The organism is Komagataeibacter rhaeticus (genome assembly GCF_011611525.1).
Lineage (GTDB): Bacteria > Pseudomonadota > Alphaproteobacteria > Acetobacterales > Acetobacteraceae > Komagataeibacter > Komagataeibacter rhaeticus.
Window position 1 is genome coordinate 910,546 of the sequence record NZ_CP050139.1, and the last position, 18,687, is coordinate 929,232.

An 18,687-nucleotide genomic window follows, 5' to 3' on the forward strand; every position below is an offset into this window, starting at 1 on the left:
TGCGGGTGCGGCGGAAAGGGATCAGATGGCGTGGTCGTCCTCGTCATCAAGTTCCAGCGGCTGGGGCACGGCCTGCCCTTCGCGTGCCAGACGCTCGTTGGCGGCCAGCACCATGGCGTTCAGGTCGGTCTGGCTGCACAGCCCCAGCGTGACCGGGTCGCGCGGCTTGATGTTGGCGCTGTTCCAGTGCTGCTTGCTGCGTACCTTTTCAATCGTGTCCTTGGTGGTGCCCAGCAGCTTGCTGGTCTGCTGTTCGGACAGTTGCGGGAAATTGCGCAGGATGAAGGCAATCGCATCCGGGCGGTCGTTGCGCTTGGCCACCGGCGTATAGCGCGCGCCCTTGGAACGGCGGTTGATCGGATTGGCCGGCGGCAGGATCTTCAGCCGTGCCTCGGGGTCCTTTTCGCAGCGGGTGATTTCCGCCTGGGTCAGCTGGTGGTTGGCAATGGGGTCGTAGCCCACGATTCCCTGTGCCACTTCGCCATCGGCAATCGCCTGGACCTCAAGGGGGTGCATTCCGCAGAATTCGGCAATCTGGGTAAAGGTCAGCGCCGTCTTTTCAATAAGCCACACGGCGGTTGCCTTGGGCATCAGGGGCAGGGCAGTCATTATCAATCAGGTCCTACAGCGTGTGGCGCCACACGCAGGCACCTGAAAGGGTGTTCGGAACGGTTCCCTATCCGCGTGGGAACCGTGCGTACCTGCTGGCGCGCCAGAAACAGAAAACACTCGTGGCAGTGATATGAAGGTTGCGGGTGGCAAAGGTCAAGACTTCAATCCGCGCGCCCGGAATGTTTCTCATCAATAAAAAACAGGGGCGGACCATTGGCCCGCCCCTGCGCCGGATCGTGGGTGCCGGCCCTTATGCCGCGCAGCATCCCGCATGCTGTGGGGCCGGTGCCGTGGCATGGGCCGCAACGACCGGGGGCAGGCTTTGCGCGCTGTCCGGTTCGGGGCTGCCGGCCGGGGCGGGTTCGGGCCGGGCCGTGTCGGCTGCCATGGCATGCCCCGACGAGATGGGAATGCGCCGCGGCTTGAGCGCTTCGGGCACGATCTGGCGGACGGCGATGCGAAGCAGGCCGTTGGTCAGGTCGGCGTTTTCCACCACCACATGGTCAGCCAGCACGAAGCGGCGTTCGAACGCACGGGTGGCGATGCCACGATAGAGCATTTCCCGGCCCTGTGCCGGGGCATCTCCCACGCGACCGGACACGATCAGCGTGTTGTCCTGCACGGTCAGTTCGATGTCATCCGGGCCAAAACCCGCCACCGCCATGGTCAGGGCATACTGGGCATCGGACAGTTTTTCGATGTTATAGGGGGGGTAGGACGGGCTGACCGGGTTCTGGGCCGCCGTATCGACAAGCTGGGCCAGACGGTCAAATCCTATGGCGCTGCGGAACAGCGGCGCGAAATCGTAAGCCATGTTCTGTAACCTCCATGAAGCAAGGTCTGCTGTGATGCGGCCCCTGCGTCGAGCGGGCCGCCATTTCCGGGTGATGCGCATGGACCCGCTTGGGCGTCCGGCGCATTCCAGACATGGGAATGCCCGGCCCCCCGTTCAAGGGACCGGGCATTTCCCGCAGTCATGACTTCATGAAGTGTAAGGCAGGGGGCAATCAGCCCTTCTTGCGCTGCCCCAGCGCGCCGAACTTCTTGTTGAACTTGGCCACCTGGCCCCCGGTGTCCATCATGCGCTGCACGCCGGTCCAGGCGGGGTGGGACTTCGGATCGATGTCCAGGCGCAGCGTATCGCCCGGCTTGCCGTAGCAGGAACGGGTCTGGTACTCGGTGCCATCGGTCATGATGACGGTGATCTCGTGATAGTCGGGGTGGATGCCGGATTTCATTTCAAACAACTTTCGCGCTGGGCCCACCGATGCCGACCGGGGGCGATGTATCGGCAGGCGTATAGACGACAAGGGCCGCCAAGATCAACACCCCATGGCCACAAAAGCCGCCATGGCCCCCCGTGGGGCAGGGGTGTTACCGCATTGCATCACGAACGGGCACGCGAACAGGGTATATGGCAATATATGGTCGTCATGGCGGCGGGTTGTTGCTAGAGATAGGTCATCTCCATCAAATTAAAGGATTGGCCTTCATGGCAAAACTGCCGGACCATGTGCCCGAACTGCACGTAAAGGATATTCATGTACCGGGCTGGCTGGGGGAATTCCGGGCATTCCTCATGCGCGGCAATGTGGTGGACCTGGCGGTCGGTGTGATCGTGGGTGCGGCGTTCACCGCCATCGTGAACAGTCTGGTCAAGGATATCTTTACCCCCATCCTGGGGCTTTTGATCGGTGGCATCGATTTCACCAACCTGTTCGTTGCCCTGCGCGGCCCGCATCTTGCCACCCTGGCCGATGCGCAGAAGGCCGGGGCGGTCACGCTCAATGTCGGGCTGTTCCTCAATGCGGTGATCCAGTTCATCATCATCGGTTTCGTGATTTTCTGGGTCGTGAAGGTGATCAACCGCCTGACCGTGAAGAAAGAGGCCGAGAAGCCTGCCACCCCCCCGGCACCGCCGCGCAACGAGGTGCTGCTGCAGGATATCCTTGATGTACTCAAGGCCGAAGCCGCACAGAAGGGCGCGACCACGCCGAAGGGCTGAACGCGTTCAACATGCTGGAACGGCATGGCGGGCACCCGGAAGGGTGCCCGTTTTTTGTGCGCACCGGCCGGCCGGTCTTGTGCCCCCTGTCCGAACTGCCCAATATCCCCCCGTATTGGGGGGCTGTTTCATGACTGATTTCAAACGACATATACGCGCGGGCCTGCTGGCGTTACTGGCCGGGGGGCTGCTGTCCGGCTGTCATGCAACGCCCGGACGCGACATGGCCCACCTGCCGCCTTCCGCACAGGACTACCTGCTGGTGACATCCTATTTCATGGCGGAAGGGGGGCTTGTCAGCCGCCTGCAGGATGGCGGCCTGTCGGGGCAGCAGGTATATGACATGGCCACCTCGCTCAAATATGGCAAGCACATGCTGCTTGAGGCGCTGAGCCATCCCTCGCATGCCGCGCGGCGCAGGGGGCAGCAGGCGATCGAGATCATGCTGGCCTGCACCAATCAGGTCGATCCGTCCACGCTGGGGGGCGGCACGCCCGCGCGCTGCCTTCCCGGTGTGCCGTTATTCGGCTCCGGCGGCAGTGCCCCTGGCGCCAGTGCATCCGGCGCCAGTGCGCCCAACGCAAATGGGCAGGTGCCGCCACAGCCGGACGGACCTGCCCACAGATAACGTGGCGCGATAAGGAATCGCGCGGGTCATGACCGTGTGGTCTGGCCCGCCCCCCTGGCTTCAGGGGCGCGCGGGCGGCCGGGCGTCACGCCGCAGCCGTTTCTCCCCCATCAGCAGCAGCAGGGGGGCGGCGATGAAGATGGATGAGGACGTGCCGACCACGATCCCGAACAGCATCACCCATGCAAAGCCCGACAGGCTGGCGCCACCAAACAGCGCCAGAGGAAGCGCCGCCAGGAACACGGTGCACGACGTGCCCAGTGTGCGGCTGAGTGTTTCGTTGATGGACAGGTCAATCAGTTCGGCAAGCGGCATGGTGCGGTACTTGCGCAGGTTCTCGCGCACGCGGTCATACACCACCACCTTGTCATTGGTGGAATAGCCCAGAATGGTCAGGATGGCGGCCACCATCACCAGATCGAACTCGAAATGCGTGATGACCAGGAAGCCAATCGCCTTGGTCAGGTCCAGCACCAGCGTCACCACCGCACTGACCGCGAACTCCCATTCAAAACGGAACCAGATATAGGCCAGGATCATGAGCAGGCTGATGCCCAGCGCCAGCATGCCGTTGCGGAACAGTTCCCTTGATACCGAAGCCCCCACCGCATCCGCCCGCAGCACCTGCGCGCCGGGCAGGGTGGCAATGGCGTGGCGCACGGAATCGACCATGGCCTGCGTGCGGGCCTCGTGGTCGGGTTCGCTGTCAGGGGGGGTATCAAGGCGGATCAGCACGTCATCCGGCCCGCCAAAGGACTGCACGCCGGCGGCATTGACATGCTGGGCGTTCAGGGCCGCGCGGATGGCGTTGAAATCCGCCGGGCCCTGCGTGCGGGCTTCGACCACGATCCCGCCGCGGAAATCCAGCCCCAGCGTCAGGCCGGGGTGGAAGAACAGGATCAGCGAGGCGATGGACAGCACGGCCGATGTGGCGAGGCCGATGAACCGGCCACGCATGAAGTTGATTTTCGTGCCGCGCGGCACGAACCGAAGGAGGGGACGGTCAAACATCATGCGGCGCGCCTCAGACCGGCAGGGTGCTGGGGCGCGTGCGGGCATACCAGCGCACCATCAGCATCCGGGACAGGAGAAGGGTGGTGAACAGGGTCGTCACGATACCGATCGTGATGGTAAGCGCGAAGCCGCGCACCGGCCCGGTTCCAAAAACAAACAGCATCACATGCGCCAGCAGGGCGGTGGCGTTACTGTCCACAATGGTGGCTGTGGCCCGCTCGAAGCCGGCCTGCATGGCCTGCAGCGCGCTGCGGCCACGGGCCACTTCCTCGCGGATGCGTTCGTTGATCAGGATGTTCGCATCCACCGCCATGCCCAGGGTCAGCAGCATGCCCGCCATGCCCGGCAGGGTCAGTGTTGCCTCGAACAGCGACAGGATGGCCGTCATCAGCACAAGGTTGGCCAGGAGCGCAATGTTCGCGTACCAGCCGAACCGGCCGTAGAACAGCGCCATGAACGCGATCACCAGCACGAAGCCCGCGGCCAGGCTGTAGCCGCCGGCCCGGATCGAATCCGCACCCAGCGACGGGCCGATGGAGCGCTGTTCGATCACGTTGAGCGGGGCGGGTAGCGCGCCCGCGCGCAGCAGCAGGGCCATGTCGGTGGCCTGCTGGGCGGAAAACCCGCCGGTAATCTGCCCGCTGCCGCCGGTAATGGCGGTGCGGATGACCGGGGCCTCGATCACCTTGTTATCCAGCACGATGGCGAAGCGCTTGCCCACATTCGCCCGCGTCACGTCGCCAAACTCCTGCGCCCCGGCCGAATCGAAGGTGAAGTTCACCGCCCATTCGCCACTCTGCTGGTCGATCGAGGCACTGGCATTGGTCAGGTCCGCGCCATCCACGTCCACATGCGAGAATACCGGCAGCGTGCCCTGTCCATCACTCATGGGCAGCAGGTCCACGCCCGGCGGCGGGACGGAGGAACCGATGGCGGAATCCGCCACCAGATGGAATGTCATCTTCGCCGTGGTGCCCAGCAGGTTCTTCACCCGCTCGGGGTCGCTGATGCCGGGCAGTTCCACAATGATCCGGTCCTCGCCCTGGCGGGTGATCTCGGGGTCGATCGCGCCGGTGGCATCGATCCGGCGGCGTACGATCTCGATCGACTGGGTCACCGCGTCATAGGCGCGCTGGCGGGCCGCGTCGGCCGAAAGGGTAAGGGTGATCTGCCCGTCCCCGCCCTGTTCGACCGTGAACTCGCCCGGCACGTTCATCGGCATGGCGCGCAGGGCCTTCAGGTCGGGCTGGGTTTCCTCGGGGGTGCGGGGTGTAAAGGTCACGCCGTGCGCGGTGGTGGCCAGGTTGCGGTAGCCCAGGCTGTTTTTCAGCAGCGTCTGGCGGGTTTCATCCTGCAGGCCGCGCAGCCTGTCGGCCGCGACACTGTTCATGTCCACCTGCAGAAGCAGGTAGGACCCGCCCCGCAGGTCCAGGCCCAGATGGATCTGGCGCCAGGGCAGGGATGCCACGGGCTGGCGTATGACATTGGGCAGGCACAGCGCCAGCCCGATCAGACATACGCCAATGACCGAGGCCATTCTGAGCCGACTGTAATACATCATGACTTGATGGAAAGCTCCCTACGCCCGGCTGGGCCGGTTCCCTTGCCCGGCATGGTCAATGTCTCGTGTGCACGAAATTCAGTGGCGGGAACATGCCGCTCCCGGCCCGATGATGCAACCGCTGATGCGCCACAGGCATGGTGGACGTTGCCGTTTTGCCGCATTCCGTTTTTTCATTCATGCCGGGTGTGAGCGTGGCGGGGGTGTGCGCCGCCACCCCTGGCTGCTAATCGGGATGGAGGGAACACGACAGGACAGGAACGGGGCATGACGCAGGCGGCAGGCGCGGGTACGGCGGGGCGGCAGCTGCGCATCGGCATTGTGGGGGCCGGGCATTTTGGCCGTTTCCATGCGCTCAAGGTGCTGGATTCCGCGCGTGAGGTCCTGACGGGCATCCATGACCCGGATGGGGACCGCGCGCGCGTGGTGGCGCGGGAAGCCGGTGGCGTGCCGGTGCTGTCCTATCCCGATCTGCTGGCCTGTTCGGATGCGATCATCGTCGCGGCCCCTGCCGAATATCATTTCGACCTGGCCCGGCAGGCCCTTGCGGCGGGCCGCCATGTGCTGGTGGAAAAACCCATGGCCGCAACGCTGGAACAGGCTGACGAACTGGCCCGTCTGGCCCATGCGAAGGGTGTGGTGCTGCAGGTGGGGCACCTGCTGCGCTATTCGGCCGAGCACCGGGCCATTACCGAACGCATTTCCCGCCCGCTCTATATCGAGGCCACGCGCATCGCCCCCTACAAGCCGCGCGGCACGGATGTCTCGGTCATCCTTGATCTCATGATCCATGACCTTGATCTGGTGCTGGCCATCGTGGACAGCCCGATCGAGAGCGTGGACGCGCTGGGGGCGGCCGTCAGTTCCCCGTTCGAGGACATTGCCAACGCCCGCGTACGTTTTGAAAATGGCTGTGTCGCCACCATTACCGCAAGCCGCATCTCGCTCAAGACCGAGCGGCGGATGCGCCTGTTCTCGCAGGAAGGCTACCTGTCCGCCGATTTCATGAAGCGTGAACTGACCATGATCGGGCGCGAGCGTGGCCTGCCGCTGCCGGGCACGGGCGGCTTCCGGCGCGAAGCCGTGACATGGCGCGACCATGACACGCTGGCCGCCGAGCACGCGGCCTTTGCCGCCTCCTGCCTTGATGGGGCGAAAGTGCTGGTCGATGCCGTGGCCGGACGCCGCGCGCTGGCGGCGGCCCTTGCGGTAACGCAGGGCATTGCCGCCACCCGTGCGCGGATGGAAGCATCGGGCCTGATCATTCCCCCCGTTCAGGGGGACTGAAGCGTCTCGCGCAGCATTTCCAGTTCCAGCCAACGTTCTTCCGCCGCCGTCAGGTCGGCCTGTGCCTTTTCCAGCGCCGTGGTGGCGGCGGTGAAGGCGGCGGGGTCGCGCGCGTAAAGTCCCGCATCGCTCAGGAGGGCACGCAGGCGTTCGATCTCGCTTTCCAGCGCCGCCATCTGTTTGGGCAGCTGTTCCAGCGCGTGCCTGTCCTTGTAGGACATCTTGCGCGCGGGCTGGCGGGGGGACGCGGAAGGCGTCACGTCGGTTCTGGCCGGTGTGGTGTCCGTGCGCTCCTGCCGCGGGCGGGCGGCCAGCGTGTCATCACGGCGCTGGGCCAGCATGTCGCTGTAGCCACCGGCGTATTCCACCCATTTCCCGCCGCCTTCCGCCATCAGGATGGAGGAGGCGACCCGGTCGAGGAAGTCACGGTCATGGCTGACCAGCAGCACCGTGCCGGAATAGCCGGCCAGCATGTCCTGCAAAAGGTCCAGCGTTTCAAGGTCAAGATCGTTGGTCGGCTCGTCCAGCACCAGCAGGTTTGAGGGCCGGGCCAGCGCGCAGGCCAGCATGAGCCGCCCCCGCTCACCGCCCGACAGCACGCCCACCGGCGTGCGCGCCTGCTCGGGGCGGAACAGGAAGTCCTTCATGTAACCGATGACGTGGCGCTTCTCGGTGCCGACCTGCACCATGTCGCCGCCGCCGCCGGTCAGCGTATCGGCCAGGGTGGCATTGGGGTCGAGCGTGCGGCGCTGCTGGTCCAGCGTGACCACGTTCAGCGCGCTGCCAATGGCGATGGAGCCCGAATCCGGCCTGTCCACGCCCGTCAGCAGGCGCAGCAGCGTACTCTTGCCCGCGCCATTGGCGCCCACGATGCCCAGCCGGTCCCCGCGCAGGATGCGCAGGTCAAGATGGCTGACCACCGGGTGGGCGGGGTCATAGGCGCGCGAGATGTCCTCGGCCACCGCCACCAGCTTGCCTGACAGGTCGCTCTCGCGTGCTTCCATCTTTACCCCGCCCTGCGGGCGGATGGCATTGCGGCGGGTGTTGCGCAGTTCGGCCAGTTCGGCCACGCGGCGGACATTGCGCTTGCGGCGCGCGGTCACGCCGTAGCGCATCCAGTCTTCCTCGCGCGCGATCTGGCGGTCCAGCTTGTGGCTGTCGCGTTCTTCCTGCTCCAGCACGTCCTCGCGCCATGTCTCGAAGCGCGCGAATCCCTGGTCCAGCCTGCGGGTGATGCCCCGGTCCAGCCACACGACCGAACGCGACAGCGTCTCCAGCAGCCTGCGGTCATGGCTTATGATGACCATGGCGGAAGAGAGCGACAGCAGTTCACGCTCCAGCCATTCGATGGTGGGCATGTCCAGATGGTTGGTCGGCTCATCCAGCAAAAGCAGGTCGGGTTCGGGGGCCAGTGCCCGGGCCAGCGCGCAGCGTCGCGCTTCCCCGCCCGAGAGGGTGGCCGGGTCTTCCGTACCGTTCAGCCCCAGTTCCGTCAGAAGCAGTTCGGCGCGGTAATCCGGGTCGCCCGGCCCCATGCCGGCACGCACGTAATCCAGCGTGGTGGCAAAGCCCGACAGGTCGGGTTCCTGCGGCAGGTAGCGTATCGTGGTGCCGGGCTGGACGAAAACGGTGCCATCATCGGCCTGTATCTCACCCGCCGCGATGCGCAGCAGGGTGGACTTGCCGCATCCGTTGCGGCCGACAAGGCACAGCCGCTCACCGGCGCCCACGCCAAATCCCGCCCCGTTGAGCAGCGGCGCGCCACCAAGGGTAAGGGTAATATCCTGAAGGAGAAGAAGGGGAGGAGAAGCCATGTCCGCTTATGTCCCTTCCATGGCACGGTGCGCAAGGGCTGCTACGCGGGCGGGCACGCCTGTTTCGCCCCCTCCAGTATGTTCAGGAACGACAGCCCCCACCCCAGGGCGGTGCGGCTGGCGATGCTGTTCCAGCAGGACTGCCAGCGCTCGCGCCGTTCCGCGGCCGACATCACCATCGCGCGTTCCAGCGCGTCGGCCATGTCATCATGGTCAAGCGGGTTGACCAGGATCGCGGCATCCAGCTGCTTTGCGGCGCCAGCCAGGCGGGAGAGGATCAGCACGCCAGGGTCTTCGGGGTCCTGGGCTGCGATGAATTCCTTGGCCACCAGGTTCATTCCGTCGCGCAGGGGGGTAATGTAGCCGATATCGGCCAGCCGCATGTAGCCTGCCACCGTCGGGCGCGGGCTGCCGCGTGTCAGGAAGCGCAGCGGTGTCCAGTCCGCCTGCCCGCGATGGGCGTTGAGCTGGCCGATCTGGTGTTCCAGCTTGTTGCGCAGCGCCTGGTAGGATGCCACATCCGTCCGGCTTTCGGCCGCGATCTGCAGGAACGTGACCTGGCGTTCGCGCTGCGGATAGGTTTCCAGGAAGCGTTCATAGCCCGCCAGCCGGTGGTCCAGCCCCTTGGTGGGGTCCATGCGGTCCACGCCAAAGACCAGCCTGCGCCCCGCCAGCGAACCCGACAGCCGGCGCAGGTCCTCCAGGTCCGCGGCATCGCGCGCGGTCGCGGCAAAGCGGGTGGGGTCGATTTCGACGGGAAAGGTGCCGACCCGCACCGTATGCCCTTCAAATGTCAGGGCATCGTCGCCCATGGCCACGGCGCCTGCCTTGCGGGTGGCGGCGAAGATGAAATTGGCCGTGTCATCCGCCGTCTGGAAACCCAGCAGGTCGGCGCGCAGCAGGTCGCGCAGGAAGGTGCCGCCATCGGGGGCGGTGGCCAGCATGTCCGGCGCGGGGAACGGGGTGTGAAGGAAAAAGCCGATGGGCTGGCGCACGCCATGGCGGCGCAGCAGGGCGGCCAGCGGCAGCAGGTGGTAGTCATGGATCCAGATGACGTCATCCGCGCGCAGCAGCGGCAGCAGGTTTTCACAGAACCGTTCGTTGACCGACCAGTAGCTGGCAAGCTCGCGCCGTTCGAAGTGGATGTGCTCGGGCAGGGAATGCATGAGCGGCCACAGCGTGGAGTTGGAAAAGCCGGTATAGTAATTGCGGTGCTCGGCCGGGGTCAGGCCGATGGTGGCGTATTCCACGCCTTCGGCCTTCTGGAGTGCGGGGGGCAGGTGGGCCGCGTCGGGGTGGCAGGTGCCGTTCCAGCCAAACCACATGCCGCCCTTGCGTGCCAGCAGGTCCTTGAGCACGACGGCCAGGCCACCGGGGCGCAGTCCTTCCTTGGGAACGGGAACGCGATTGGAGACGATGACCAGCCGTTTCATTCTGCCCTCTTGAATTAAGCGGTTGCAGTAGTGCACCAGCACCGCCCGACTGCACGGCCGGAACGTTCAGCATACACGCAACGGCGGGGGGAGGGGATGCCACTGACGCCAGTGCTGGCATGCGGTTGCGTCAGTTCAGGGGCACGCCACCGGAAACGGCCTGGTAGGTCGAGACCGCAAGGGTCAGCGGTTCGAACCGCTTGGTGATGACGAAGGCCGGCTCGATCGTGTCGCCGGTCAGCAGGCGCTCGGGATAGGCGGTGACGAAGATGATGGGAATGTCCTGATGCTGCAGGATGCTGGACACCGCGTGCATGCCGTCCCCCCCGTCACCCAGGTTGATGTCGGCCAGGATCAGGCCGGGACGGGTCTCGCGCGCCAGGCGGATGGCCTCGGCCTCGCTGCTGGCAACACCGGCTATGGTATGCCCGCACTGGCGCACCAGTTCCTCGATGTCCATCGCGATGATGGGTTCGTCCTCGATGATCAGCACGCTGGTCTGCGCGCAGGAGCGCAGGCGGGCATGGGCATCTTCCAGCATGGTGGCGGCCTGCGTGGGGCTGAGCGAGAGCACGCGCGCGGCGTCGGCCGGGCTCAGTTCCTCCAGCGATGTCAGCAGCAGCAGCTTGCGCGCCATGGGCGGCATGCCGCCCGCCTTCGTGTTTTCCGTGCCGTTCTGCGCATGGTGACGCGAGATCCACTGGTACAGACGCAGCCTTGGTGGCATGGCGGGATCATCCACCGCCATGAGTTCGCGCAGGCTCTCGGCCACCAGCAGGTCGCCACTGGACTGGCTGCCGCATAATGCGCGGGCGTAACGCCGGGCATAGGGCAGGGCGCGAAGCAGGTCTTGACGCCGTGATAGCGGCATGAGGCATTCATCTCCCCAGATAAACTGTTACACTCCGGATCATGACAGCGTTAGGCTGTGCTGCAAGAGTTGAAGAGTAAACAAACTGGAATCCAGAATACCACTTGATCCGTCGGCGGTCACGCACTTGCGTGGGGAGATGCTTGCCCTTCTCCCCCAGTTGCGGGGTTTTGCCCGTTTCCTGACCGGGCAGGCGGCGGCGGCGGACGATCTGGTGCAGGAAACCGTGCTGCGGGCGCTGGATGCGATCGGGCAGTTCACGCCCGGCACCAGCATGAAGGCGTGGCTGTACACCATCGCGCGCAACCTGTTCTACGAGCAGGCGCGCCACAGGCGGCGCGAGCGCGATGTGATGTCGGATTACGCCCTGCGTCCCGACCGCCCCGAAAGCGGCACGCCGGAAGGGGAGGCCGATGCCCTGCGTGACCTCAACGGCGCGATCTGGCGGCTCTCCCCCCGCCTGCGTGAGGCGCTGGTGCTGGTGGGCGTTCAGGAAATGACCTATGCGGAGGCCGCGGCCGTGTGCGGCGTGACGGTCGGCACGATCAAGGCCCGTGTGTCACGCGCGCGCGCGCAGATCATGGAATACATGGGCGACGGTGGCCCGGGCCGGGGGGCGTAGGGGCCTTTTTCCGCCTGCTCGCGTTTTCGTTATATGCCCGGATGTAACCTTTCGCGCTTCCTGTTCATTCCCTCTGCATGAACGACATCAAAGCGGAGACCAAGATGACCGGCAGCTTCCATGACGAGATGATTGCAATCCTGCCCCGCCTGCGCGTTCAGGCCCTGTCGCTGACGCGCAACCGCGCGGCGGCGGATGATCTGGTGCAGGATGCCGTGTGCAACGCGCTGGCTGCGCAGCACAGCTTCACGCCCGGCACCAATTTTTCCGCCTGGATGCACCGCATCCTGCGCAACCGTTTCATTTCCGACCTGCGCAAGAAGCGCGAGACCGGCAATATCGAGGACGTGCCCGCGTCCGCCATGGCGGGAAGCGGCGCGCATGAAGAGAGCCTGGTGGTCAAGGAACTGGCCGAAGCCATGAACCGCCTGCCCGCCGACCAGCGCGAGGCGCTGGTGCTGGTGGTGATGCAGGGCATGAGCTATGACGAACTGGCCGCCGCCACGGGATGTGCCGTGGGCACCGCCAAGAGCCGCGTGTTCCGTGCCCGCCGCCAGCTTGCCACATGGCTGTATGGCGAAGAGCGTGACCTGTCGACCGTCGAACTGCGCGGGGCCGTGCAGCGCCTGCGCGCCCGCGTGGGCGAACCTGTTGCGGCATCGTTCTGACCAAGCGAATTCCCACTTTGAATTGTGGTGTTAATATGGCACTGACAGGTATGCCCGCGCCAGTCTGTCAGGATACAGCAGGGTAAGATGCACGTTCCCGCATGTGCGGGGATGTGGTTGAGGTGGGAATTTACTTCGGGATAATGCGATGGCTCTGAAGGACAAGTGTCCTCCCAGGCAACCAGGAAAGAAGTCCACAAACAGATTGGATGATGCGTTCGAGCTATGGTTGAAGCGGGGGCTGCATCAGTTGTTCGATGATGTGACCAAGGAACCTGTCCCCGAGGAACTGCTGCGCCTGATTGAGGAAGACCGGAAACGGACAAAATAAATGTCCGTATTTCGCTCCCCGGGTCAGGGCAGGCAGGGCCGCCACCGTAGCCTGTTCACCCGTATCGGTCGTGTGTTCGATGCCGTGCGTGGCCGGATGATGGCCATCATCCTGCTGGCCGCCACCCCCATTGCCATGATCGGCGCGGTGCAGGCGTGGCACAGCTATCACAACACGCTGGAGGCACCGGGCTATCGCACGGACCTGGCCGTGGCGCGCATTGATCTGGAACTGCGCCACGAATCCGAGCATCTCGGCTCGCTGCTCAGGGCCGTCTCGCGCATGCGGCTTGATGACGGCGGCCTGCACCGCATGCTTGAACTGGTCCAGTCCCTGACCGGGCAGCATTACAGCCAGATCGCCCTGACCGATGACCGCGGCAACATCCTGACCGCCGTGGGCCGGATGACGGATGTCATCCCGCTTACGGTGGATGACATGCCCCGCTTCCAGGGTGATATCGGCATGCGGGTCATTACCGATCCGCTGACCAACGTTCCCGCTTTCTTCCGCATTACCGTCGCCACCATGATCAGTGACGACATGGGCCGCCCGGCGCGCGCGGGCTATCTTGCCGCCGTCATGCCCCTGTCCTGGCGCAGCAGCATCCTGCAGTCCAGCGATCCCCGGCTTGACCTGCTGCAGCAGAATGGCCCGATCGAGATATGGGTGCTGGACGCCCGCGCCCGCATGGCAGCCCCGCTGTGCGCGGACTGCAACTGGGTCACCCGGCCCCCGGCGCGGATCATGCAGTGGGCGCGCGCCATGATGGCGCAGGGGCACGAACAGGTCCATGTCACGCTGTCGGACGGCGCGTTTTCCGTGGGGCGCGTACTGGGGGGCGTGCATGTGCTGACCATGACGCGGCGCAACGCGGGGGAGCGGCACGCGGTGGTCATGTTCGCCATATCGCTGGTCAGCAGCGGGCTGCTGCTGCTTGTCGGCCTGCTGGGTGCGTCCAAGAGCGCCGACGTGCTGGTCATAACGCCGCTGCGCAGGCTTACGGCATCGGTCAACCAGTGGCAGCTGGGGGGGATGTATGAAGTCCGTTCCAACTGGGCCATGCCGCTGGAGGTCAGGCAGCTTGCCCACGCCTTCAGCAAGGCGACGCGCAGGCTGGCGCGGCATGAGAAGCGGCTGGAACGCGCGCAGGTGCGCCAGGAACTGCTGCTCAAGGAAATGCATCATCGCGTCAAGAACAACCTGCAGATCGTGGCGTCCCTGCTCAACCTGCAGGCCGGGCGGATCCGCCAGCCCGCGGCAAGGGAAGAATTCGCCCAGGCGCGCGACCGCGTGCGCGCGCTGGCCACCCTGCACCGCTACCTGTACGCCGATGGGGAACTGTACAGCCTGAACATGCAGAGCTTCGTGCGCGAACTGTGCGGCCAGATCATGCACGCCATTGGCGAATCCGACGAAGGGCGGATCACGCTCGACATCCGCGTGGATGACCTGCTCATGGTGCCCGACCAGGCCGTGCCGCTGGCCCTGATCGTGACGGAAGCGGTCAGCAACACGATCAAGTATGCCTTCCCCGACCAGCAGCGCGGCACGCTGGAAGTGGGGCTGCGCGCGCTGGATGGCGGGCGGGCCTGCCTGTGGATTGCCGATAACGGCGTGGGCATGGCCGCCGTGCGCAGCAATGCGCATGAACATGAGGCCCGCAGTGGCATCGGCATGCAGCTGATCCGGGGCTTTGCGCGCCAGCTGGGGGGCAACCTGCAGATTTTTGAGGAAAACGGGACACGTTATGTCCTTGTTTTTCCACTAAAGCAGCCCGAAGAAGACGAAATGGCCCCCTGATCGCATGCAAAAATGCATGGCAGAGTTATGTTCCGGGCAGTTTGGGGCGGCGCATGATGACTGTCCCTGTGCCGTGTCATTCGGTATAGGGAGCGGTCATGAACGATGACAAGACAGTGATGAAGGCGTGGACCAGGGCACAGTCGCGCCTTGGGCGCAGGCTGGCCATGCCTGTAGTGTTGCTGGGGCTGGCGGTGGCCGGTGTGGCGGTGGGACAGGTCTGGTGCGTGGCCAGCATACTGGCCTGCGTGCTGGTGCCGGGCGGTACGAAGGTGGCGGCATGGCCGCTTGCCGGTCTTGTCGGGCTGGCCGTGCTGCGCGCCGCGCTGCAGATGGGTATTGACGTGCTGGCCGCGCGTGCGGGCATGAAGGCGCGCGCGCGGCTGCGCGGGGGCGTGGTCGATGCCATCCTGCGCGGCGGGCCGGGCCTGCTGCGTAATCACCATAGCGGGGAACTCACGGCCCTTGCCGTTGACCGGATCGAGGCGCTGGACGGGTTTTTCGCCCGCTGGCTGCCCGCTTCCGTGCTGTGGGTGGCGGCGCCGCTTGTCATTGGCGTCCTTGCGGCGCTGGTCCAGCCGGGTTCGGCGCTGATCATGGCGGCATGCGGCCTTGCCGTGCCGTTTGGCCAGGCGCTGTTCGGCATCGGGGCCGCCGTGGCGTCGCGCAACCAGTTCCTGGCCATGACCCGTCTGCAGGCGCGGTTTCTGGACCGGGTGCGTGGCATTGCCACCATCGTGCTGTCCGGCCGGACCGAGGACGAGACCCGTCGCCTTGCCGCAAGCGCCGAGGAACTGCGCATGCGGACCATGAAGGTGCTGCGTGTCGCGTTCCTCTCCTCCGCCTCCATTGACTGCGCGCTGGTCGTGGCGCTGGTGCTGGTGGCGCTGCGCAACGGGGCGCAGATCATGGCGCTGCATGAACAGGGCGTGCCCGCCACCGTGATGGCGGCGCATGTGGCGCGCGGGCTGTTTGTCGTGCTGCTGGTGCCGGAGTTCTTCGCCCCCTTCCGCAGTCTGGCGCTGGCCTATCAGGATCGTGCCCATGCCTCGGGTGCGGCGGCGGCCATGCGGATCCTGCCCGATGCCGTCACCGCGCGGGCCGAAGGCCGGGCGCTGTGTGACGCGGGGCAGGGCGTGCGGGTGGCGTTCGAGAACGTGGGTTTCGCGTGGGACGCCGCGCGGGGGGCGACACTGGAGGACATTTCCTTCACCGTGCCCGCCGGGCAGGCCGTCGTGCTGTGGGGGCCGTCGGGTTCGGGCAAGTCCACCCTGATCGAGATGCTGCTGGGCTTCATCCAGCCCGCAGCCGGGCGCATCACCTTCAATGGCACCGACATGGCGGCCATCGACCCCGCCGCACTGGTGGCCATCACATCGTGGATCGGGCAGAAGCCGGTGCTGTTCGCGGGTACGCTGCGCGAAAACATCCTTTTTGCCCGTCCCGCTGCGACCGAGGCCCAGCTGCAGGCCGCCGTCACAGCGGCGGCGGCGGACAGTTTCGTGGCCCATCTGCCCCACGGGCTTGATACGCGCATTGGCGAAGGCGGGTTCGGCCTGTCTGGCGGGCAGGCCCAGCGGGTGGCGATCGCACGCGCCTTTCTCAAGGACGCGCCGCTGCTGCTGCTGGATGAACCCACTTCGCATCTCGACCCGGAAACCGAGGCGGATGTGTTCGCCAGCCTGCGCAGGCTGGCGGAACATCGCACCGTCATCCTGGCCAGCCATTCGCCGGCGGCGGCTGGCTTTGGCGGCCAGCGGATCGACCTTGACCACGGGCGGATTGTCACCAGCGGGGAGCATGCATCGTGAAATCCACGGAAAACCGGGAATTCTCGCGCCAGGCACGGCGCGAGGGCGTGCTGGCCCCGGTGCTGCAGATCCTGCAGATATGGCAGCGCCGCGCACCGCTGCTGACGGCGGGCGCGCTGCTGTCGCTGCTGGCGCTGCTGATCGGGCTGCTGCTCATGCGGGCGGCGGGGCTGCGTGTGGCGGCCATGACGGTGGGCATGCTGGTGGTCACCACCGGGGCGCTGCGCATCTTTGGCGCCTCGCGCGTTATCCTGCGCTATACCGAGCGTCTGGTCACGCATGATGCCATGTTCCGCGCGCTGGCGGATGTGCGGGTCTGGTTCTTCCGCCATCTGGCGCGCGGCGCCGCGGCGGGGCTTGGCTTCCGCCGCGCGGGTGACCTGCTGTCGCGTCTGGTGTCCGATGTCGAGGCGCTGGACGGGCTTTACCTGCGCATCATCATCCCGCTTGCGGGCGCGCTGCTGGTCCTGCCGTTCCTGTTCATTGCCATCAATATGGTGGATACCGAACTGGCACTGGTGGTGAGCGGGCTGTTCGCCTGTGGCGCCTTTGGCCTGCCCCTGCTTGCCGCCATTCTGGGGCGGCGCGAGGGCGGGCTGGTCAGCCATGCCAGCGCGCAGCTGCGCATTGGCGTGCTGGATATGGTGGGCGGCCTGCGCGAGATCGCGACCTTTGGCGCGGAAGGCCGCATGCGTGACCATGTCCATGCCCGTGACGCGGCATTGTTCCGCGCACAGATGCGGCAGGCGCGCATGCTGGCCCTGGCCGGTGCCGCGTCCTATCTGTGCGGGCAGGCGGCGGTCGTGGCCGTGCTGGCGGCGGCCCTTGGCCTGGGCCTGCCGCGCATTGCCCCGCTGCCCGCGGCAGCCGTGCTGTTCCTGACCGTGGCGGCGTTTGAAAGCGTGGGCGGCCTGACCCGTGCCGGTGCGCTGGCGGGTAGCATTACCCGTGCGGCGGCGCGGGTGGTGGCGGTGGGCGCCATGCCCGAACATGCCCCGCCCGAAGGCACCGAACCGGCACCGGCCGGCACGGATATCCGCTTCGAGCACGTTACCTTCCGCTGGGATGCCCACCGCCAGCCGGTGCTGGATGACCTGAGCCTGACTATAGCGGCGGGCGAGCGCGTTGCGATACTCGGGGCATCGGGGGCGGGCAAGTCCACCCTTGCGGCGCTGCTGCTCAAGGTGGTGGCGCCCGAGGCGGGACGCATCACGCTGGGGGGGCAGGATATCGCCACCATCCGCGATGACGACCTGCGCGGGCGCATTGCATGGCTTTCACAGGCGACGCATCTGTTCGCCGATACGATTCGTGCCAACCTGCTGCTGGGTCGGCCCGACGCGGACGAGGCGGAACTGTGGGCCGCGTTGGAGCAGGCCCGGGTGGCCGATGTGGTGCGTGACCTGCCCGAAGGGCTGGACAGCTGGCTGGGGGAAGGCGGGGCCAGCCTGTCGGGCGGGCAGGGCAGGCGGCTTGCGCTGGCGCGTGTCCTGCTTTCACGCGCGCCAATCCTGATTCTGGATGAACCGGCCACGGGGCTTGATGCGCGGACCGAGCAGGAATTCCTGCTGACCCTGAATGAAGTCACACGCGGCCGCACGGTCATCCTGATTGCCCACCGGCTGGCGGGGGTTGAAAAACTGGATCACGCATGGCGGATTTCTGGCGGCAAGATGGCCGGTATTGGTGCATAAGAAGGCGGGCATGTCGGTCCAGAGGATTGACGTGCCCAGCCCCGCAGGGCACGAAGTAGCGGAAAACCGGGTCGGACGCACCAGAAGCGCGCAAGCGGTCCGTCTTTTGAATCTCTGAAACAGGAGTAAGTTCATCATGCGTCGCCTGTCCCTTCTTCTTGGTCTTGGTCTGCTGACAGGATGCGCTGGTGGCCATCCGGGCAAATATGTCGTGTTCTTTACCGAGAACTCCACCCAGCTTGACACGCCGGCCCAGACCGTCATCACGCAGGCGGCCCAGCGGGCGGTGGCCAGCCACGCCAATGTGCGTGTCGAAGGTTACGCCGCCGCCAGCCATGACCTGTCGGCCGATGAACTGCTGGCCATTGACCGCGCCAAGGTCGTCGCCCGCCAGCTGGTGGTGGATGGCGTGGACACCAGCCGCATCCGCCAGCAGCCGCGCGGCCCGATGAACAATGAAAGCGGTGCGCTGGCGTCCCGCCGCGTCGAGATCGAGGTGGGCGGACACTGAGCGACGGCGCACCGCTTCATGC

18 protein-coding genes are annotated in these 18,687 nt (G+C 65.9%); 10 read left to right on the forward strand and 8 right to left on the reverse strand.

Annotation, left to right across the window (positions count from 1 at the left end; all coding sequences use genetic code 11):
- Positions 1-21: 21 nt before the first annotated feature.
- The 3 genes from GWK63_RS04220 to rpmE form a co-directional block, all read right to left on the reverse strand.
- A complete protein-coding gene (locus GWK63_RS04220) occupies positions 22-609 on the reverse strand; it encodes a DUF1013 domain-containing protein (protein WP_007399322.1) in 588 nt (195 codons plus the stop codon).
- Between the two features lie 253 nt (positions 610-862).
- A complete protein-coding gene (locus GWK63_RS04225) occupies positions 863-1,426 on the reverse strand; it encodes an Hsp20 family protein (protein ID WP_007399324.1) in 564 nt (187 codons plus the stop codon).
- 193 nt (positions 1,427-1,619) lie between these two features.
- Positions 1,620-1,850, reverse strand: coding sequence for a 50S ribosomal protein L31 (gene rpmE, locus GWK63_RS04230; protein WP_034931579.1), 231 nt, complete (start codon positions 1,848-1,850; stop codon positions 1,620-1,622).
- A 254-nt stretch (positions 1,851-2,104) separates the two neighbouring features.
- Here rpmE and mscL point away from each other — a divergent pair, with 254 nt between their 5' ends.
- Both mscL and GWK63_RS04240 read left to right on the forward strand, forming a co-directional pair.
- Complete coding sequence (mscL, locus tag GWK63_RS04235; protein ID WP_112209915.1) at positions 2,105-2,617, forward strand: large conductance mechanosensitive channel protein MscL; 513 nt, start codon at positions 2,105-2,107, stop codon at positions 2,615-2,617.
- Positions 2,618-2,747: 130 nt separating this feature from the next.
- The gene (locus GWK63_RS04240; RefSeq protein ID WP_039999398.1) at positions 2,748-3,245 is read left to right on the forward strand and encodes a hypothetical protein; all 498 of its coding nucleotides are present in this window, start codon (positions 2,748-2,750) and stop codon (positions 3,243-3,245) included.
- A gap of 60 nt (positions 3,246-3,305) precedes the next feature.
- Here the strand turns inward: GWK63_RS04240 and secF are convergent, their stop codons facing one another.
- Positions 3,306-4,256, reverse strand: a complete 951-nt coding sequence (gene secF, locus GWK63_RS04245) for a protein translocase subunit SecF (protein WP_039999455.1) — start codon at positions 4,254-4,256, stop codon at positions 3,306-3,308.
- Between the two features lie 13 nt (positions 4,257-4,269).
- Positions 4,270-5,820 (reverse strand): protein translocase subunit SecD, encoded by a 1,551-nt coding sequence (secD, locus tag GWK63_RS04250; protein ID WP_007399331.1) that lies wholly within the window; start codon positions 5,818-5,820, stop codon positions 4,270-4,272.
- Positions 5,821-6,087: 267 nt separating this feature from the next.
- Here secD and GWK63_RS04255 point away from each other — a divergent pair, with 267 nt between their 5' ends.
- Positions 6,088-7,107: a Gfo/Idh/MocA family protein gene (locus GWK63_RS04255; protein ID WP_034931587.1), complete on the forward strand. Its 1,020-nt coding sequence runs from the start codon at positions 6,088-6,090 to the stop codon at positions 7,105-7,107.
- Here GWK63_RS04255 and GWK63_RS04260 read toward each other — a convergent pair.
- From GWK63_RS04260 to GWK63_RS04270, 3 genes are all read right to left on the reverse strand, one after another.
- The gene (locus GWK63_RS04260) at positions 7,095-8,921 is read right to left on the reverse strand and encodes an ABC-F family ATP-binding cassette domain-containing protein (protein WP_007399335.1); all 1,827 of its coding nucleotides are present in this window, start codon (positions 8,919-8,921) and stop codon (positions 7,095-7,097) included. The two genes, GWK63_RS04255 and GWK63_RS04260, sit on opposite strands and share 13 nt — an antisense overlap.
- Before the next feature lie 41 nt (positions 8,922-8,962).
- Positions 8,963-10,354 (reverse strand): alpha,alpha-trehalose-phosphate synthase (UDP-forming), encoded by a 1,392-nt coding sequence (locus tag GWK63_RS04265; RefSeq protein ID WP_007399336.1) that lies wholly within the window; start codon positions 10,352-10,354, stop codon positions 8,963-8,965.
- A gap of 130 nt (positions 10,355-10,484) precedes the next feature.
- Positions 10,485-11,225, reverse strand: a complete 741-nt coding sequence (locus GWK63_RS04270) for a response regulator (protein ID WP_007399337.1) — start codon at positions 11,223-11,225, stop codon at positions 10,485-10,487.
- Between the two features lie 139 nt (positions 11,226-11,364).
- Here GWK63_RS04270 and GWK63_RS04275 point away from each other — a divergent pair, with 139 nt between their 5' ends.
- From GWK63_RS04275 to GWK63_RS04305, 7 genes are all read left to right on the forward strand, one after another.
- Positions 11,365-11,847 (forward strand): sigma-70 family RNA polymerase sigma factor, encoded by a 483-nt coding sequence (locus GWK63_RS04275; RefSeq protein ID WP_007399338.1) that lies wholly within the window; start codon positions 11,365-11,367, stop codon positions 11,845-11,847.
- Between the two features lie 104 nt (positions 11,848-11,951).
- Positions 11,952-12,515 carry a sigma-70 family RNA polymerase sigma factor gene (locus GWK63_RS04280; RefSeq protein ID WP_112210166.1) on the forward strand — a complete coding sequence of 188 codons (564 nt, stop codon included), beginning with the start codon at positions 11,952-11,954 and terminating at the stop codon, positions 12,513-12,515.
- A gap of 148 nt (positions 12,516-12,663) precedes the next feature.
- A complete protein-coding gene (locus tag GWK63_RS04285; RefSeq protein ID WP_112209917.1) occupies positions 12,664-12,846 on the forward strand; it encodes a hypothetical protein in 183 nt (60 codons plus the stop codon).
- Positions 12,847-14,649, forward strand: a complete 1,803-nt coding sequence (locus tag GWK63_RS04290; protein ID WP_172459703.1) for a sensor histidine kinase — start codon at positions 12,847-12,849, stop codon at positions 14,647-14,649.
- A gap of 98 nt (positions 14,650-14,747) precedes the next feature.
- Positions 14,748-16,460, forward strand: coding sequence for a thiol reductant ABC exporter subunit CydD (gene cydD, locus GWK63_RS04295; RefSeq protein ID WP_039999401.1), 1,713 nt, complete (start codon positions 14,748-14,750; stop codon positions 16,458-16,460).
- Entirely contained in the window at positions 16,457-18,154 is a 1,698-nt protein-coding gene (gene cydC / locus GWK63_RS04300; RefSeq protein WP_007399344.1) for a thiol reductant ABC exporter subunit CydC, read from the forward strand. The genes cydD and cydC overlap by 4 nt, the downstream gene beginning before the upstream one ends.
- A 136-nt stretch (positions 18,155-18,290) precedes the next feature.
- Positions 18,291-18,665, forward strand: coding sequence for an OmpA family protein (locus tag GWK63_RS04305; protein ID WP_007399345.1), 375 nt, complete (start codon positions 18,291-18,293; stop codon positions 18,663-18,665).
- The last annotated feature ends 22 nt before the right edge of the window (positions 18,666-18,687 follow it).

What these genes read in the sequence shown, in the direction of transcription:
- GWK63_RS04220 (WP_007399322.1), bottom strand. Translation starts at nt 609, where the DNA reads ATGACTGCCCTGCCCCTGATGCCCAAGGCAACCGCCGTGTGGCTTATT.
- GWK63_RS04225 (WP_007399324.1), bottom strand. Translation starts at nt 1,426, where the DNA reads ATGGCTTACGATTTCGCGCCGCTGTTCCGCAGCGCCATAGGATTTGAC.
- rpmE (WP_034931579.1), bottom strand. Translation starts at nt 1,850, where the DNA reads ATGAAATCCGGCATCCACCCCGACTATCACGAGATCACCGTCATCATG.
- mscL (WP_112209915.1), top strand. Translation starts at nt 2,105, where the DNA reads ATGGCAAAACTGCCGGACCATGTGCCCGAACTGCACGTAAAGGATATT.
- GWK63_RS04240 (WP_039999398.1), top strand. Translation starts at nt 2,748, where the DNA reads ATGACTGATTTCAAACGACATATACGCGCGGGCCTGCTGGCGTTACTG.
- secF (WP_039999455.1), bottom strand. Translation starts at nt 4,256, where the DNA reads ATGTTTGACCGTCCCCTCCTTCGGTTCGTGCCGCGCGGCACGAAAATC.
- secD (WP_007399331.1), bottom strand. Translation starts at nt 5,820, where the DNA reads ATGATGTATTACAGTCGGCTCAGAATGGCCTCGGTCATTGGCGTATGT.
- GWK63_RS04255 (WP_034931587.1), top strand. Translation starts at nt 6,088, where the DNA reads ATGACGCAGGCGGCAGGCGCGGGTACGGCGGGGCGGCAGCTGCGCATC.
- GWK63_RS04260 (WP_007399335.1), bottom strand. Translation starts at nt 8,921, where the DNA reads ATGGCTTCTCCTCCCCTTCTTCTCCTTCAGGATATTACCCTTACCCTT.
- GWK63_RS04265 (WP_007399336.1), bottom strand. Translation starts at nt 10,354, where the DNA reads ATGAAACGGCTGGTCATCGTCTCCAATCGCGTTCCCGTTCCCAAGGAA.
- GWK63_RS04270 (WP_007399337.1), bottom strand. Translation starts at nt 11,225, where the DNA reads ATGCCGCTATCACGGCGTCAAGACCTGCTTCGCGCCCTGCCCTATGCC.
- GWK63_RS04275 (WP_007399338.1), top strand. Translation starts at nt 11,365, where the DNA reads ATGCTTGCCCTTCTCCCCCAGTTGCGGGGTTTTGCCCGTTTCCTGACC.
- GWK63_RS04280 (WP_112210166.1), top strand. Translation starts at nt 11,952, where the DNA reads ATGACCGGCAGCTTCCATGACGAGATGATTGCAATCCTGCCCCGCCTG.
- GWK63_RS04285 (WP_112209917.1), top strand. Translation starts at nt 12,664, where the DNA reads ATGGCTCTGAAGGACAAGTGTCCTCCCAGGCAACCAGGAAAGAAGTCC.
- GWK63_RS04290 (WP_172459703.1), top strand. Translation starts at nt 12,847, where the DNA reads ATGTCCGTATTTCGCTCCCCGGGTCAGGGCAGGCAGGGCCGCCACCGT.
- cydD (WP_039999401.1), top strand. Translation starts at nt 14,748, where the DNA reads ATGAACGATGACAAGACAGTGATGAAGGCGTGGACCAGGGCACAGTCG.
- GWK63_RS04305 (WP_007399345.1), top strand. Translation starts at nt 18,291, where the DNA reads ATGCGTCGCCTGTCCCTTCTTCTTGGTCTTGGTCTGCTGACAGGATGC.